Origin of the sequence: Nocardia elegans NBRC 108235 (genome assembly GCF_001612845.1) — a bacterium.
Taxonomy (GTDB): Bacteria; Actinomycetota; Actinomycetes; order Mycobacteriales; family Mycobacteriaceae; genus Nocardia; species Nocardia nova.
Genome location: NZ_BDBF01000014.1, coordinates 13,300 through 29,721 on the forward strand (window position 1 = coordinate 13,300; position 16,422 = coordinate 29,721).

Below are 16,422 nucleotides of genomic sequence, written 5' to 3' on the forward strand. Positions count from 1 at the left end.
GACCATACCATTGAGTACAGTGAACGGTACTCGTTTGAACGGTGCGAGGAGGCGGGCCGTGCGCATGTCGAATCCACAGCAGGCCGGCTCCCCTACGATCGGGTTATGGACCTGGGCGGCTCGGCGGTGAATGGATGACGGCACCGAAGAAGGCCCCGGTCACGTCCAAGAGGGCGGTGTCCGGAAAGGCGGTCTCCAGAAAAGCGGAGGCACAGCATCGCAACCGCCGCCAGACGACGCGGCTGTCGTACGACGACTGGGTGAACGGCGCACTGGATCTCCTCGCGCGCGAGGGTGTGACCGCGATCCGGATTCCCCGGCTCTGCGAGGAACTGGGCGTCACCAAGGGCAGTTTCTACTGGCATTTCGACGATCTCGAACAACTGATGGCCGCGATGGCCGACCGGTGGGGCGAAATGCAGAGCGAGGCGGTCCGGGCCCTCGCGGCCTTGGATTCGATTCCGGTCGAGTCCCGCATCGAACAGATGGCGGCCATGCTGGTGGATCCGCAGCACTGGATGGTGGAGGCCTCGGTGCGGGAGTGGTCACGCACCGACGACACCGTCGCGGCGGCGGTCCGGGCGCTGGATCAGCGCGTCTTCCGGACCGTGCAGACGGCGATGCTCGATCTGGGTTTCGAGCCGGTCCAGGCGCGGCTGCGCGCGGGCGCGATGGTGTATCTGGGGATCGGGCTGATCCACGGCCGCGACAATCTGCCGACCCCGACGCCGGAGGAAGTGCAGGCGGTCATCGACCTGCTGGCCCGGCCGTGAATTTGTGGAACTTGTGGAGCTGGGGATTTGTGGAGCCTAGGGGAATCGAACCCCTAACCCCTGCCTTGCAAAGGCAGTGCTCTGCCAATTGAGCTAAGGCCCCGGTGAGCGTGGCGGCTCAGCGCGCGGTCACCTCGTGCCACAGATCCGCTTCGCTTCGCTTGCGAACCTTGGTGACGGCGAAGACAACTGCGGCAATGGCACCGATCGTCAGAAGAAGTTTCATGCCGTCCACCCTACTGTGCCGCGACCGCCCCGGCAGCCACGGCTTCCGGCACCGACGACGCGGTACCGGCGGCATTGCGTGAGGCGGATCGGCGCGACAGGAACCGGCGAGAGATGGATCGGATCCCCCCGGATCGTGAGAAGAAGAAGTGGAGCCTAGGGGAATCGAACCCCTAACCCCTGCCTTGCAAAGGCAGTGCTCTGCCAATTGAGCTAAGGCCCCCTCGGCCGTCATCGACGACCAGGTATACGAATGTGGGCCTAGGAGGACTTGAACCTCCGACCTCTTCGTTATCAGCGAAGCGCTCTAACCGCCTGAGCTATAGGCCCGTAGTGTTCGTCTCGACTCGACATGCTGTCGTGACTGACTCGGTAGAGACTACACAACCCCCCGATTGCTCTCCAAAACGCCTGGTCAAAGCACCCGTAAAGCACGAACGGCCGGTCCGGTGAGAACCGGCCGGCCGTTCGTCGCGCAGCGTCAGTCCGGATCGGCCAGCGTCACCTGCACGCCGCCCACCAGATCGGTGCACTGGTTGTAGATGAAGACACCCACCGTCGAGAGCGCGGTGAACAGCACTACGTTGATCAGGCCGATGACGGCCGCGTATCCGAATACGCTGCCGGCGTCGATGATCGTCGTCGCCGAGGAGTTGTTGTCGTTCACCATGTCGGTGAAGGTGCTGTTCAGGCGGTCCCACACACCCATGCCGGAGAGCACGATGTAGAGGAATCCGACGGCCAGCATCCACACGAAGAACATGGCGACGCTGATCACCAGCGACACCTTCAACGTCGACCACGGGTCGATATGGCGCACCTGCACGGTCGCGCGCAACGGCTCACCGCTGGTCACCGCCTGGGCGACCGCCGCCTGCGCGGCCGGCGAGACGGTCGGCGCCGCGGTCTTCACCGCCATCGGAACCGACTGCGCCGCACCGGCGTCCGCCTGCGGCAGCGGATGCCGCAGATCCGACAGATCGGGCAGATCCTTGATCAGTTCCGGGCGGGCGATGCTGCGGGTCGGTCCGTCGATGCCGACGGATTTCACCATCGCCGCTTCCTTGCGCGCCGCCTTGGCCGCGAGGTCGGTGGTGGTACGGGCGTTCTTCACACCGCCGCCGAGTCCGGTCTGGGGGTTCGCCCGGCCCTGCACGGGAGCCTGGCCGGGGCGATTCAGATTCGACTGCGGCTCCCGCTGCGGCAGCTGCGACCAACCCTCCTCGAAGCGAGAACCACCACGACCCTCACCGGCCTCGGCGGCCTCCGGCGCCGCAGCGCCGGATTTCGCGGAATCGCCCTGCGACTCGGGGTTTGCGGACGAACTACCCGAGCCGTTGTCGGCCGACGACCCGGACCGCGGCGCCGGCCGCGGCGGAATCGGTGACGGTGCGATCCGCTCGGTCACACCGTTGGCGTGGTTTCGCTCGTCGTTCGGCTGATTCGGAGTGGTCAATGCAGAATCCTTCGATCCGTCGTGGCGCCGCTGCTTGTGGAGAAATTACCGCTTCCAGAACCTAACGCTAATCCGAGCCTCAGGCCTCTTCTTCCCCGGAAACCTGGTCGGGCTCATCGGCGTTACGCGCGATCGCGAGCAAGGTATCGCCCTCGCCGAGGTTCATCAAACGCACGCCCTTGGTCTGCCGGCCCGCCTTGCGTACCTGATTCGCCGCCGTCCGGATGACACCGCCGCCGGACGTGATGGCATAGAGCTCGTCATCGTTGTCGACGATGAGCGCTCCTACCAGACTGCCACGCTTCGGGTCGTACTGAATCGTCAACACACCTTTACCGCCGCGGCCCTGCGCGGTGTACTCCTCGATCGCGGTGCGCTTGGAGTATCCGCCCGCGGTCGCGACCAGCAGATAGGTACCGTCCCGAACCACGTTGAGCGACAACAGCTCATCGTCGGCGTTGAAGCGCATACCCTGCACGCCCGAGGTGGCGCGACCCATGGGACGCAGCACCTCGTCGTTGGCGGTGAACCGGATCGACTGTCCGTGCGCGGACACCAGCAGCAGATCGTCGTCGGCCGAACACAGTGCGGCGCCGACCAATTCGTCACCATCGCGCAGGTTCACCGCGACGATGCCACCGGTGCGGTTGGAGTCGAAGTCGGTCAGTTTCGACTTCTTCACCAAGCCGTTGCGGGTGGCCAGCACCAGGTACGGGGCGTCCTCGTAGGTCTTGATCCGGATGACCTGGGCGATCTTCTCCTCCGGCTGGAACGCCAGCAGGTTGGCCACGTGCTGGCCGCGCGCGGTGCGGTTGGCCTCGGGCAGCTCGTAGGCCTTGGCCCGGTAGACCCGGCCGAGGTTGGTGAAGAACAGCAGCCAGTCGTGGGTGGAGGTCACGAAGAAGTGCTTGACCAGATCGTCCTGCTTGAGGCCGGCGCCCTGCACGCCCTTGCCGCCGCGCTTCTGGCTGCGGTACAGGTCGGTCTTGGTGCGCTTGGCGTAGCCGGTCGCGGTGATGGTGACCACGACGTCCTCGCGAGCGATCAGATCCTCGTCGGCGACGTCACCGTCGGCCGCGACGATCTTGGTGCGGCGGTCGTCGCCGTACTTCTCGACGATTTCGGCCAGTTCGTCGCGCACGATGGCACGCTGACGTTCCGGCTTCTCCAGAATGTCCTTCAAATCGGCGATCTCGGCCTCGATGCGGGCCAATTCGTCGATGATCTTCTGCCGCTCCAGGGCCGACAGGCGCCGCAGCTGCATGTCGAGGATGGCGGTCGCCTGGATCTCGTCGATCTCGAGCAGTTCCATCAGGCCGGTGCGCGCGGTGTCGGTGTTGGCCGAACGCCGGATGAGGGCGATGACCTCGTCGAGCATGTCCAGCGCCTTGACCAGGCCGCGCAGGATGTGAGCCCGCTCCTCGGCCTTGCGCAGCAGGTAGCGGGTGCGCCGGACGATGACGTCCAACTGGTGATCGACGTAGAGCCGGATCATCTGGTCCAGCCGCAGCGTGCGCGGTACGCCGTCGACGATCGACAGCATGTTGGCGCCGAAGCTGGTCTGCAGCTGGGTGTGCTTGTAGAGGTTGTTCAGCACCACCTTCGCCACGGCATCGCGCTTGACCGTGACCACGATCCGCATACCCGCGCGGTCGGAGGACTCGTCGTGGATATCGGAGATACCCGCGATCTTGCCGTCCTTGACCTGCTCGGCGATCGAGTTGATGAAGTTGTCGGTGTTGACCTGGTACGGCAGCTCGGTGATGACGATCGTGGTGCGACCCCGATTGTCCTCTTCGATCTCGACCACACCGCGCATCCGGATGGAACCGCGACCGGTGGTGTAGGCGTCGTGGATGCCCTGGCTTCCGACGATCAGGCCGTAGGTCGGGAAGTCCGGTCCCTTGACGCGCTCCATGCACGCCGCGAGGGTGGTCTCCTCGTCGGCGTCGTAGTTGTCCAGCGCCCAGTAGATGGCATCCGCCAGCTCGTTCAGGTTGTGCGGCGGGATATTGGTCGCCATACCGACAGCGATGCCGTTGGACCCGTTCATCAACAGGTTCGGCACCCGGCTGGGGAGAACCACGGGCTCCTGGGAGCGGCCGTCGTAGTTCGGCGTGAAATCGACCGTCTCGTGATCGATCTCGCGGAGCAGTTCCATCGCCAGCGGAGTGAGCCGGCACTCGGTGTACCGCATGGCGGCGGCACCGTCGTTACCGCGGGAACCGAAGTTGCCCTGGCCGTCGACCAGCGGATACCGCAGCGACCACGGCTGCGCCATGCGCACCAGGGTGTCGTAGATCGAGGCGTCGCCGTGCGGGTGGTAGTTACCCATGGTCTCGGCGACCGGGCGCGCGGATTTCACGTAGCCGCGGTCGGGCCGGTAGCCGTTGTCGTACATCGCGTAGAGCACGCGCCGGTGCACCGGCTTGAGGCCGTCGCGCACATCCGGCAGCGCGCGGCCCACGATCACGCTCATCGCGTAATCGATGTAGCTGCTCTGCATTTCGTTCTGAATGTCGACCGGCTCGATCCGGTCGCCCGCACCACCGTTGGGCGGCAGCGTGGTCTCGGTCATGAAGTCTCCTTAGAGGGCCTGTGCATAGGGCTCGGCATGTGGACGGGCGCGCAGTGTGCTGCGCAGCGCCGGCTACACGTCGAGGAAGCGAACGTCCTTGGCATTGCGGGTGATGAAGCTGCGACGCGCCTCGACGTCCTCACCCATCAGCACGGAGAACAATTCGTCGGCCGCGGCCGCGTCGTCCAACGTCACCTGACGAAGCACCCGCACCGACGGATCCATGGTGGTCTCCCACAGTTCCTTGGCGTTCATCTCGCCGAGACCCTTGTAGCGCTGGACACCGTCGTCCTTGTTGATCTTCTTGCCGGCGGCCAGACCGGCCTCCAGCAGACCGTCGCGCTCGCGGTCCGAGTAGGCGAATTCCGGCTCGGAGCGCTGCCACTTCAGCTTGTACAGCGGCGGCTGGGCGAGGTACACGTGACCGTGCTCGACCAGCGGGCGCATGAAGCGGAACAGCAGGGTGAGCAGCAGCGTCGAGATGTGCTGGCCGTCGACGTCGGCGTCGGCCATCAGCACGATCTTGTGATACCGCAGCTTCGAGATGTCGAACTCGTCGTGGATACCGGTGCCGAAGGCGGTGATGATCGACTGGACCTCGTTGTTCTTGAGGACCTTGTCGATGCGCGCCTTCTCGACGTTGATGATCTTTCCGCGCAGCGGCAGGATCGCCTGGTACATCGAGTCCCGGCCGGATTTTGCCGAGCCACCGGCGGAGTCACCCTCGACGATGTAGATCTCGGACTTGCTCGGATCCTTGGACCGGCAGTCGGCCAGCTTGCCCGGCAATCCGCCCAGATCTGTCGCGCTCTTGCGCCGCACCAGCTCACGAGCCTTGCGTGCGGCGACGCGGGCCTGCGCCGAGGACACCGCCTTCTGCACGATCGTCTTGGCATCGGCCGGATTGGCCTCGAACCAGTGCGCCAGATGTTCGTTGCAGGTGCGCTGGACGAACGACTTCACCTCGGTGTTGCCGAGCTTCGTCTTGGTCTGTCCCTCGAACTGCGGCTCGCTCACCTTGACGCTCACGATGGCGGCCAGACCTTCGCGGATGTCGTCGCCGGTGAGGTTGCCGTCCTTCTCCTTGATCAGCTTCTTGTCTTTGGCGTACTTGTTGACCACGGTGGTCAGCGCCGCGCGGAAGCCCTCTTCGTGCGTACCACCCTCGTGGGTGTTGATGGTGTTGGCGAAGGTGTGGACGGATTCGGAGTAACCCGAATTCCACTGCATCGCGACCTCGAGTTCGTGGCCGGTGCCCTTGCTGGTGAACGAGACGACCGTGTTGTGAATCGGCTGCTTGGTGCGGTTGATGTGCTTGACGAAGTCCTCGAGCCCGCCCGGGTAGTGATAGGTCCGGGTCTTGACCTTGTGCTCGGGCGTGGCCGCGCCTTCGTCGTGCTTGGGCGCCTCGGCGGTCTCACTGACCACCTCGTCGGTGACCTCGGCGTCGCTCACTCGCTCGTCGGTGAGGGTGATGGTCAGGCCCTTGTTCAGGAAGGCCATCTCCTGCAGCCGGCGCGAGATCGTCTCGAAGTTGTAGGTCGTGGTCTCGAAGACGTCCGGATCCGCCCAGAAACGCTGCGTGGTGCCGGTCCGGTCGGTGGGCTCACCCTTGACCAGCTTGCCGGGCTTGGCGTCCTTGTACTCCTGGCTCCAGTGGAAGCCGTCGCGGTCGATCTCGGTCACCATCCGGCTGGACAGCGCGTTCACCACCGAGATACCGACACCGTGCAGACCACCGGATACGGCGTAGGCGTCCGAGTCGAACTTGCCGCCGGCGTGCAGCTGGGTCATGACGACCTCGATGGTGGGCACGCCCGTCGCGTGCATCGCCACCGGGATACCGCGGCCGTCGTCGACGACCTCGACACCGCCGTCGGCCAGCAGGGTCACGTCGACTCGGCTGGCGTAGCCTGCCATCGCCTCGTCGACGGAGTTGTCCACAACCTCCCAGATCAGGTGGTGCAGACCGCGCTCACCGGTGGAACCGATGTACATACCGGGGCGTTTGCGGACCGCCTCGAGTCCCTCGAGAACGGTGATGTTGGAGGCACCGTAGTCCTTGTTGCCCGCTTTCGCCTTGGACGAGCCGCTTGCGTTGGAGTCGTTGGCAGCCACTGCTCGGTAGCTCTCCTTACTTGCTGATCCCTCGATGCGACGTCGGACAACACACACAGCCCGAGCCCCGTATGGCCTCTGCTCGAGATTTCGAACTGCTCGAGAATTACGGGTCCTCGCGCGTGCTGCACGGAACGCGCCGAAGGTATCGCCGCTAGTTACTCTTCCATCCTACTGGTACCCCCGGCACAGGATGCACCTATGACACCCCTGAGAGCGTCGTGAGTGCGTGAAATCGGTCGCCGCCGGGTCCGGTTATGGGCGAACCCGCTCCCGCGAGCCTCAGCGAAAGCGACGGGCACTCGGATCTCGCGGCGCGAAGTTACGCCGATGTGGTTCGCCCGGGCGCCGGACTGCGCACCGGTTCCACGTGAAACTCGGCGCCCGCGGATCAGCCGTAGGTGTCGCGCGGACCCCGCCCCTTGATATGACGCTCACCCTTGCGCCAACTCGGCGCGGCGGGACCGCTGATCTTCAGCGAGGTGACCACGCCCTGACCGACCGCGGCATTGATCTTCGCCAGTAACTGCGACTGCAGCATTCGCAACTGAGTGGCCCAGGCGGTGGATTCGGCCTGGATACTCAGCACGCCGTCGGTGAGCGTTACCGGGTCGGCGTGTGCCGCGATGTCGTCGCCGACCACGGCCGACCACCGGCCGAAAACCATTCCCTCGGCGACCTTTCCGGACCACCCGCGACTCTTGGCGAGCGATCCGGCCACTGCGGACAGCAGTTGCGGATCCCGGTCGTCGGGCCGCGCACCGGACCAGCCGGAACGCCGACGCAATGCTCGTACCCCGCCCTTACGCGGTGATGCGCGCCCCTGGCCGACCGCCTTACCGCTGGCACGAGCCGCGGCGCGCGCCTCCTCCAGGGCACGACGAGCAAGGTCCACACCACGCAGTTCCGGTTCGGGGCCGGTGGACGGCGGGGAGCCGTCTTCGCGTCCGGGGTCTGCGGCCACCTTCGACTCCTTCCCTTCCGGTCACTACGTTGCGGCAAGGCTAGCCGCTGGGTCCGACAGCTTCAGCCGATGTGCCGGCCTTCGGCGCTCTCGTCCGCGAGGGTCTCGTCCGCGAGAGTCGGCGGCTCGACGATGCGCGAGGTCCGCCCGTCCGCGACGCCGTCGGTCTCGACCCGGACCGGATTCGCCTCGAGTTCCGGCGGCACGTCCTCGGGCACCGCGGCCGTGATGAGCACCTGCTCGGCCCCGGCGGCCACCGCGGCCAATGCGGTGCGACGACGCCGATCCAATTCCGCGAAGACATCGTCGAGCAGCAGGACCGGATCGGTACCCGCGCTGCGTAGCAGTTCGAAGGCGCCCAGCCGGAGGGCCAACGCGAACGACCACGATTCCCCGTGGCTGGCAAAGCCTTTCGCGGGTGCCGAACCGAGCATCAGATCCAGATCGTCGCGATGCGGGCCGACCAGGCAGACCCCGCGCTCGAGTTCCTTGCCGCGCGCGGATGCCAACTCGCTCAACATATTCGCCTCCAGCGCCTCGACATCGTCGGGCTGTGGAGAACGCTGTGGATCGAGGAATTCCTCGGGCAGCGCGGAACTGCGGTAGCGGATGGCCGCGGTCCGCGATTCCGGGGCGATGGACCGGTAGGCCTGCTCGAGATAGGGGTGCAGTTCGTGCACCAGCCGCAGCCGCTGCGCCAGCAGTTCGGCGCCGTGCGCGGCCAGATGCCCGTCCCAGACGTCGAGGGTGCTCAGTTCGGCCGGCGCGCCCGAACGCGAACGCGCCTGTCGCCCCGCTGTTTTCAGCAGCGCGGAGCGCTGCCGCAGCACACGGTCGTAATCCGAGCGCACCGCCGCCAGCCGCGGCAGCCGGGCAGTGGCCAGTTCGTCCAGGAAACGGCGTCGTTCGGACGGGTCGCCGCGGACCAGCGCCAGATCCTCCGGCGCGAACAGCACGGTCTGGAGGATCCCGAGGATCTCGCGCGTGCGGCGGACCGGTGACCGATTGATCTGAGCGCGATTGGCGGCGCCCTGATTCAACTCCACATCGATGCGCAGTTCGCGGCCACCGTTGACGACGGTGGCGCCGATCCGAGATCGCTGCTGCCCCAACCTGATCAGCGGGGCATCGCCGGCAACCCGGTGGGAACCGAGTGTGGACAGATAACCGACGGCCTCGACGAGGTTGGTCTTACCGTTGCCGTTGGCACCCAGGAAAACGGTTCTGCCTGTGGGTAATTCGAGGTCCGCATGCTCCCAGGAGCGGAAATCGCGCAGCGTGAGCGTTCGAATGTGCATGGATGAACCCGCCGTCACCAGGCACTTTGTGACGGACGGGTCGAAATGCACACGCGCCCGGGGTTTTTCACAGGTTTATCAACATCTCCACAGGTCGGGTTGAACGAGTGCCGCCTCGCCGGTCGTATCGTGGCCGGCGAGGCGGGGAGGATCGGAACCGAATCGATCAGCCGGGCAAACGAACCGGCATCAGCAGGTAGATGTAGTTGCTCGACAGCGCCGCGAACGCACCGGACTCCGAGGGCTCCGGCTCGTCATCGGTGGTCGGGCACATCACCGCGGGGCGGCTGGGTGTGGTGAAACCGAAGGTCACCCGGTCCGAATGCAGCGCCGACAGGCCGTCGTTGAGGTAACTGGGGTTGAACGCGATGGTCAGCGGCTCACCGCGGAACTCCGCCTCCAGCCACTCCTCGGCGCGACCGGCGTCGTCACCTCCGGCGGACAGCTGCAGGCCCTGGTCGGAGAATTCGAGCCGCACCTGGGCGCCGCGCTCGGCGACCAGGGCCACACGTTTGATGGCCTCGATCAGTGCGCTCACCTGCAGGGTCGCGATCGAGGTGTGCTCCTTGGGGAGCAATTGGCGGAACTTGGGGAATTCCGCGTCGAGCAGTCGCGTGGTGGTCCGGCGGCCGCCGTTGACGATCCCCAGCAGTCCGTCGGTTCCAGTGCCGAAGGCCAGCTGGACGGGCGCGTCGGAGGCTCCGAGCGTCTTCGCCGATTCCGACAGCGTGCGAGCCGGAACCAGGACCGCGGTCTCCACATCCGGGCGGCCGGGCTGCCACTCCAGATGCCGCACCGCCAGGCGGAAGCGGTCGGTGGCTGCCAGAACCACCTGGGAGCCCTCGATTTCGACGCGGATGCCGGTCAGCATCGGCAGCGTGTCGTCGCGCCCGGCGGCGACGGCCACCTGGCCCACGGCCTCGGAGAACAGATCCACACCCAGTTCGCCGGTCTGCGGCGGCAGTTCGGGCAACTGGGGATAGTCCTCGACCGGCATGGTCGGCAGCGAGAACTTGGCGCTGCCACACGCGATCAGCACCCGTGTGCCGTCGACCGACACGTCGACCGGCTTGTTGGACAGCGCCTTGGTGATGTCGGCCAGCAGGCGGCCGGAGACCAGCACCTGTCCCGGGCCGGCCACCTCGGCGGCGACGCGCATCTGCGCGGAGACCTCGTAGTCGAATCCGGAGACCGTGAGGCCGTCCTCGTCGGCCACCAGCAGCACACCGCCCAGGACGGGCACGGGCGGGCGAGACGGCAGGCTACGGGCCACCCAGGCGACGGATTCCGCGAAATCCTCGCGAGCGACCCGAAACTTCATACTTGCAAGCTCCATCGCTCGGTATGTCCTCTCCCAGTCTCGATCGGTCGTGATCTGTTCGACGCCGTGGTGATCAGCGTGGTTCATACAACAGCGTGGTTCGCGCGGCAATGCGGTCGAAACGACTCGCCCGTACGCACCGCAGTGTGGCACAGGCGACCGACATCAAACCGTACCCGCGCATGCGGGCGATGACTACGTCACCCCCTCGCCCGGTGCGTCGTCCGCCGGCATGGGCGGGACCCGTTCCGCTCCCTGCTTCGTTCGGATGCGGAGTGCCACGAATCGATCCGTCCGCCTCCGAGCCGAGTTTCCACACAGCCTGTTTTCAAGAAGAAATCTAAAGAAGAAGAACTGAAGTAGTAGTAGGCACTGTGGATTCTGTGGACGCGGCCCGTCCGCCCAGCTCAGGTGGCGTGGCGGCGTGGGGATGTCCGGCGGGTGACTCGAGGATGAACAGTGGGCCGCTGTGGAGGCCGCGAAACTGTTCAACTTCCATCCTCGAGCCATCCTCGAGTTCTTCCATGGCCCGAGACCTGTTGTACACACGTGTGTGCCGATCGGTGCACTACCGGGGGATTCCTCGAGGACCTGACAGGGAGTCCTCGAGGAATCCACATGCCGATTCGGCCGTATTCGCAGTTCGGACCCCGTGGACGAATTCGGCTGTGGGAACTGTGGACCGAGGGCTGTGAGCGAATGCGTGCACAGCCCCGCGCATCGACTGTGCGCAACCTCGAGGACAAACCTGGGATTCCTCGAGGACTCCACAAGGACTCCTCGAGGAATCCACAACACGAAAAAGCCGATCCACCCAGGTCAACCGGGTGGATCGGCTTGTGTAGCGATTCAGCGCGAGCGCTGTTTGATTCGGGCTGTGAGTTCTTGGACCTGGTCGTAGACCCGGCGGCGCTCGGTCATCTCCTTGCGCACTTTCTTCTCCGCGTACATGACCGTCGTGTGGTCGCGACCGAAGGCCTGGCCGATCTTCGGTAGCGACAGGTCGGTCAGTTCCCGGCACAGGTACATCGCGATCTGGCGAGCCTGGGCCAGCGGCCGGGCCTTACCCGGACCGGTCAGCTCCTCCAGCGTGGTGTTGAAGTATTCCGCGGTCACGGCCATGATCGTCGACGCCGTGATCTCGATCGTGGTGGTGTCCGGCATCAGATCGCGCAGGACGACCTCGGCCAGCGACAGATCCAGCGGCTGCCCGTTGAGGGAGGCGAAGGCCGTTACCCGGATCAACGCGCCCTCGAGTTCACGGATATTGCGCTCGACCCGGCTGGCGATCAATTCCAGCACGTCGTGCGGCACATCGAGGCGGTCCATCCGCGCCTTCTTGCGCAGAATCGCGATTCGGGTCTCCAACTCCGGCGGCTGCACGTCGGTGATCAGGCCCCATTCGAACCGGGTACGCAGTCGCTCCTCGAGTGTCGCCAGTTGCTTCGGTGGCCGGTCGGAGGACACCACGATCTGCTTGTTCGCGTTGTGCAGGGTGTTGAAGGTGTGGAAGAACTCCTCCTGGATACCTTCCTTACCCTCGATGAACTGGATGTCGTCCACCAGCAGGATGTCGGTCTCGCGGTAGCGCCGCTTGAACGCCACCTTCCGGTCGTCGCGCAGACTGTTGATGAAGTCGTTGGTGAATTCCTCGGTCGAGACGTACTTGACGCGCATCCCGGGGAAAAGCCGCTGGGCATAATGCCCGGCCGCGTGCAGCAGATGCGTCTTTCCCAGACCGGAAGCCCCCCAGACGAACAGCGGGTTGTACGCACGGGCCGGCGCCTCGGCGATCGCGACCGCCGCCGCGTGGGCGAATCGGTTCGAGGCGCCGATGACGAAGGTCTCGAAGGTGTATTTGGCGTTCAGGCTGGCCGAGGAGTTCGCGGGGGCGGGCGTCGGCGGTTCCGGCGACTTCGTGAAATACGTCGGCCAGGAATTGCGCGCGCTCACCACCGGTTCGTCGGCCTCTTCGGCCGCGCCCGGCCGCTGACCGACCTCCGGCTCCGGCGCGAACAGCGACTCCTGTCCGGGATGGCCGCCCGGCCGGGGCAGCTCCGGATCGTGACGCAACGGTTCGGTCTCCCGGCGCAACGCCTCCTGAGGATGCAGTTCGTGGTCGCGGCGCAGGGCGTCCGCCTCACGCCGCAGCGAATCCGGACCGTGCAGGCCGTCCCGGCCGGGCAGGCTGTCCGGGTCCCGCCGCAGGACGTCGGCTTCGCGGCGGAGTACGTCCGGGTCGTGGCGGAGTACGTCCGGGTCGTGGCGGAAGGCTTCGGCGTCCCGGCGCAGATCGTCGGGATCGCGACGCAGACTTTCCGGATGCCGGACCAGCGCTTCGTCGTGCAGATGCGCTTCCGGGTCCCGGCGCAGCGGGGAGGACGGTCCGAGGCTGTCCGGCAATTCCCCGGCCATCGGCGCGGACGGATATTCACCCTGGGGATAGGCGGTCCGGGCCTGGTAGTCGGCTGGGGAAAGATAGCGTGGGGTGGGGAAATCGTCGGCGTCGGGATACTGCGGCGGCGCCGGGAAACCCACCGGTTCACGGGGCTTGTCGCGCATCCGCTCCGGCCGCGACGTCAGGCGAGCATGGCGGGCGCCGGCGCCGGGACGGTCCGGCGGCGGATTGGCCGGTGCGGCGATCCGGACGCCCAGACCCTCGACCTGCGGGCCCAGCCGACGGGCCAGCGACCGCAGAATCGGTTCGCGCAGATCGCGTTCGATGGCCTCCTGGGCCAGGGAAGAAGGCACCGAGAGCAGGGCAAAGCCTTGTGCGACCGTCAGCGGCTTGACCAGGCCGAGCCACGCCTTCTGGGCGTTGGTCACCGGCGGAATGGCTCCGTCGGTGGAGCCGGCGGTGAGCTCGGCGACCACTTCGGGCCAGACCGCGGTCAACACGTTCTGCTCGTCGTCCACGTATTATTTCCTCCCCGGAGCAAGTCGACAGGAGCTCCAACGGTCGGCGACCACTGACAAGCCTGGCCGTCAGCCATACGAATATGCCACTCCAGGGGTCTTTCCACACAATTATCCACAGATGTGGAGAACTCGGATGATACGTGGCTCGCTGCGACAACCCCCCGGTTCAGCGCCTGGACCTGCGCTTCTGCAGCTATCTTCTAGCTATGAATCGTAGTGCGTCCGCGGTGGCTGTGACAAGGGCGGTTCACGACCGCGCCGTCCGCACGGCGCGTCGCGGCCGTTCGGTGCGTCGCGCGGAGCGAACGAATATCGTCGACCCGGAAAGCAGTGGCGGGCGTCTCATGAGGGACCCCGAGTTTGACCCTCTCCTGGCTGATCAGTACCCTCGTACAGTCACCCGTTGACGTGGTGTTGGCTGCCCGCTGCCCGGTCGAATCGTCGATCCAGCGGGACCACCACGCAATGGGCGTTGTGCCGATGAAGACCAGTTTTCATCGCGACCACATACGTTTCACCGAACAGCTTCGGGCGCCGCCTGGCGCCCACCAACTCGAGGAGTGTTGACCGTGGCCAAGGGCAAGCGGACGTTCCAGCCGAACAACCGTCGTCGTGCGCGGGTCCACGGCTTCCGACTCCGGATGCGCACCCGTGCCGGGCGCGCGATCGTGTCGGCGCGCCGTCGCAAGGGCCGCGCCTCTCTGACGGCCTGATCGCACGGCATCGGCATCGCCGCCATGCCTGACTCGTCGATCGTCTCGCTGCTTCCGTTCACCCGTTACGTGGTCGGACACTCGGGTGTTGCCTGAGCCGTACCGGCTGCATCATCGTGCCGACTTCTCCCGGACGGTGCGACGTGGCCGACGAGTCGGGAGACGGGACATCGTCGTGCATGTGGTGATGCCGTCGGCGTCGGAGGAGCCGAGATCCGACGATGCCGTGAGGTCCGACGATGCGGCGGCTAGGCCGCTCGCACGCTTCGGTGGTCCTCGTTTCGGATTGATCGTCAGCAAGGCGGTGGGCACCGCGGTGGTTCGACACCGCGTCGCCCGCCGCCTGCGTCATATCTGCGCCGGGGTCGTCGCAGATCTACCGGCGGAGGCCGATGTCGTGATCCGCGCCCTCCCGGGTGCCGCGGTGGCGACCTCGGCGGAGCTGGATCAGCAGTTGCGGTCCGCGCTGCGGAAAATGTCGTTCGATCTCTCCGCCGCGCGGGTGGCTTCGAGTGATGCGTCATGAACCGCCTACGCGTAGTGACGCGGCTTCCGGCGAATCTCTTGATCTTTCTGATCGAGTTGTACCGGACGTACGTCTCCCCCACCCGCATGCCGGTGTGCCGATTCACCCCGACCTGTAGCGAGTACGCGGTGACGGCTCTGCGTACTCGCGGGCTGTTCGTAGGTCTCGGATTAACGGCCGTGCGTCTGGCCAAATGTGCGCCCTGGCACCCTGGTGGGTGGGACCCGGTTCCGGAACGGAAACGGGCTGCTGCCGAAGCGGCTCACGAGACGAGTCGGGCCCACGACGAGGCGGCCGAACACAAGTCTTGTAAAGGGTCGCCGCGCGCGGTGACCGGCGACACGACCGACGGGAGTACATAGAGCCGTGCTCGACTTCATCTATTACCCGGTGTCCTGGATCCTTTGGTTCTGGCACCGGATCTTCGGGTTCGTCTTCGGACTCGGAGATTTCGACAAGGGCGCCAGCAATGGGTTCGCCTGGGCGCTGGCAGTGGTGTTCCTGGTGTTTACCCTGCGCCTGGTGCTGTACAAGCCCTTCGTCAAACAGGTGCGCACCACGCGGCAGATGCAGGAACTGCAGCCGCAGATCAAGGAACTGCAGCGCAAATACAAGAACGACCGCCAGAAGATGGCCGTCGAGATGCAGAAGCTGCAGAAGGAGCACGGCTTCAACCCGCTGATGGGCTGTCTGCCGGTGCTGGCTCAGGTGCCGGTGTTCATCGGTCTGTACCACGTGCTGCGGTCCTTCAACCGCACCGGTAGTGGTATCGGCCAGCTGCACATGACGCCCGAGCAGAACGCGATGACGCCGAACTACGTGTTCAGCGCGCACGATGTGCAGTCGTTCCTGAGTGCCCGCATCTTCGGTGCGCCGATCTCCGCCGCGATCACCTCGCCCAAGGCGACCCTGGACGCGTACGCCGATTACGGCGGCATTCCGCACGTGTGGAATATGGTCGTCGTCGCGGTGCCGCTGATGATCATCGCCGGCCTCGCAACCCACTTCAACGCTCGCGCCTCGGTGGCACGCCAGAGTGCGGAGGCGGCGGCGAATCCCCAAGCCGCGTTGATGAACAAGCTGGCGCTGTGGGTGTTCCCGCTCGGCGTCGTCGTCGGTGGCCCCTTCCTGCCCATCGCGATCCTGCTCTACTGGGTGGCCAACAACATCTGGACCTACGGGCAGCAGCACCTGGTCTTCGGGCGCATCGACAAGGAAGAGCAGCAGAAGAAGGAAGAGGCGATCGAGCGGAAGGCGCAGAACGCCCCGAAGCCCGGCGCCAAGCCGACCGCCAAGAAGAAGTCCGGCGTCGCCGAGCCGTCGGCCGCCGACGGGGACAAGCCCGCGGCCGCGACAAACGGCACCTCCGCCTCCACGACTTCGGAGTCCACCACTCCGACTTCCTCGGCCAAGGCAGGTTCGGCCTCCGGCAAGTCGGGCTCGTCCGGTAAGTCACCCGGGCCGGGTAATCGCAAGCGGTCCGGCAACAGAGGTCGGGCGAATCAGAAGCGACGTCGCTAGCGGATCCGGA

13 protein-coding genes, 3 tRNA genes and 1 pseudogene are annotated in these 16,422 nt (G+C 65.8%); 5 read left to right on the forward strand and 12 right to left on the reverse strand.

Features of this window, described 5'->3' with window-relative positions; all coding sequences use genetic code 11:
- Window positions 1-134: 134 nt before the first annotated feature.
- Window positions 135-773, forward strand: a complete 639-nt coding sequence (locus NE2_RS11720; protein ID WP_063909367.1) for a TetR/AcrR family transcriptional regulator — start codon at window positions 135-137, stop codon at window positions 771-773.
- A gap of 30 nt (window positions 774-803) precedes the next feature.
- Here NE2_RS11720 and NE2_RS11725 read toward each other — a convergent pair.
- The 12 genes and pseudogenes from NE2_RS11725 to NE2_RS37795 all read right to left on the reverse strand — a co-directional run.
- Window positions 804-876, reverse strand: a tRNA-Ala gene (locus NE2_RS11725).
- A 15-nt stretch (window positions 877-891) separates the two neighbouring features.
- Window positions 892-999, reverse strand: coding sequence for a DLW-39 family protein (locus NE2_RS36695; protein ID WP_218018595.1), 108 nt, complete (start codon window positions 997-999; stop codon window positions 892-894).
- Between the two features lie 149 nt (window positions 1,000-1,148).
- A tRNA-Ala gene (locus NE2_RS11730) sits at window positions 1,149-1,221 on the reverse strand.
- 33 nt (window positions 1,222-1,254) lie between these two features.
- A tRNA-Ile gene (locus tag NE2_RS11735) sits at window positions 1,255-1,328 on the reverse strand.
- 151 nt (window positions 1,329-1,479) lie between these two features.
- Complete coding sequence (locus tag NE2_RS11740; RefSeq protein ID WP_063015274.1) at window positions 1,480-2,454, reverse strand: DUF3566 domain-containing protein; 975 nt, start codon at window positions 2,452-2,454, stop codon at window positions 1,480-1,482.
- Between the two features lie 79 nt (window positions 2,455-2,533).
- Window positions 2,534-5,032: a DNA gyrase subunit A gene (gene gyrA, locus NE2_RS11745; protein WP_063025970.1), complete on the reverse strand. Its 2,499-nt coding sequence runs from the start codon at window positions 5,030-5,032 to the stop codon at window positions 2,534-2,536.
- 72 nt (window positions 5,033-5,104) lie between these two features.
- Window positions 5,105-7,150 (reverse strand): DNA topoisomerase (ATP-hydrolyzing) subunit B, encoded by a 2,046-nt coding sequence (gene gyrB / locus NE2_RS11750; protein WP_063025971.1) that lies wholly within the window; start codon window positions 7,148-7,150, stop codon window positions 5,105-5,107.
- 391 nt (window positions 7,151-7,541) lie between these two features.
- A complete protein-coding gene (locus tag NE2_RS11755; RefSeq protein WP_063025972.1) occupies window positions 7,542-8,114 on the reverse strand; it encodes a DUF721 family protein in 573 nt (190 codons plus the stop codon).
- Between the two features lie 62 nt (window positions 8,115-8,176).
- The gene (gene recF / locus NE2_RS11760) at window positions 8,177-9,412 is read right to left on the reverse strand and encodes a DNA replication/repair protein RecF (protein WP_063026047.1); all 1,236 of its coding nucleotides are present in this window, start codon (window positions 9,410-9,412) and stop codon (window positions 8,177-8,179) included.
- Between the two features lie 166 nt (window positions 9,413-9,578).
- A complete protein-coding gene (gene dnaN / locus NE2_RS11765; protein ID WP_063026048.1) occupies window positions 9,579-10,748 on the reverse strand; it encodes a DNA polymerase III subunit beta in 1,170 nt (389 codons plus the stop codon).
- Window positions 10,749-11,582: 834 nt separating this feature from the next.
- Window positions 11,583-13,295, reverse strand: a complete 1,713-nt coding sequence (gene dnaA, locus NE2_RS11770; RefSeq protein ID WP_507755541.1) for a chromosomal replication initiator protein DnaA — start codon at window positions 13,293-13,295, stop codon at window positions 11,583-11,585.
- Window positions 13,296-13,357: 62 nt separating this feature from the next.
- Window positions 13,358-13,649, reverse strand: a pseudogene (locus tag NE2_RS37795) (chromosomal replication initiator protein DnaA); the annotation flags it as partial.
- A gap of 572 nt (window positions 13,650-14,221) precedes the next feature.
- Here NE2_RS37795 and rpmH point away from each other — a divergent pair.
- The 4 genes from rpmH to yidC all read left to right on the forward strand — a co-directional run bounded on the left by rpmH (window position 14,222) and on the right by yidC (window position 16,412).
- Window positions 14,222-14,365, forward strand: a complete 144-nt coding sequence (rpmH, locus tag NE2_RS34920; protein ID WP_006550910.1) for a 50S ribosomal protein L34 — start codon at window positions 14,222-14,224, stop codon at window positions 14,363-14,365.
- Between the two features lie 85 nt (window positions 14,366-14,450).
- Window positions 14,451-14,891 carry a ribonuclease P protein component gene (gene rnpA, locus NE2_RS11775; RefSeq protein WP_082940710.1) on the forward strand — a complete coding sequence of 147 codons (441 nt, stop codon included), beginning with the start codon at window positions 14,451-14,453 and terminating at the stop codon, window positions 14,889-14,891.
- Window positions 14,888-15,253 carry a membrane protein insertion efficiency factor YidD gene (gene yidD, locus NE2_RS34925; RefSeq protein WP_081879322.1) on the forward strand — a complete coding sequence of 122 codons (366 nt, stop codon included), beginning with the start codon at window positions 14,888-14,890 and terminating at the stop codon, window positions 15,251-15,253. The genes rnpA and yidD overlap by 4 nt, the downstream gene beginning before the upstream one ends.
- A gap of 4 nt (window positions 15,254-15,257) precedes the next feature.
- Window positions 15,258-16,412: a membrane protein insertase YidC gene (gene yidC / locus NE2_RS11780; protein ID WP_063025974.1), complete on the forward strand. Its 1,155-nt coding sequence runs from the start codon at window positions 15,258-15,260 to the stop codon at window positions 16,410-16,412.
- Window positions 16,413-16,422: the final 10 nt, after the last annotated feature.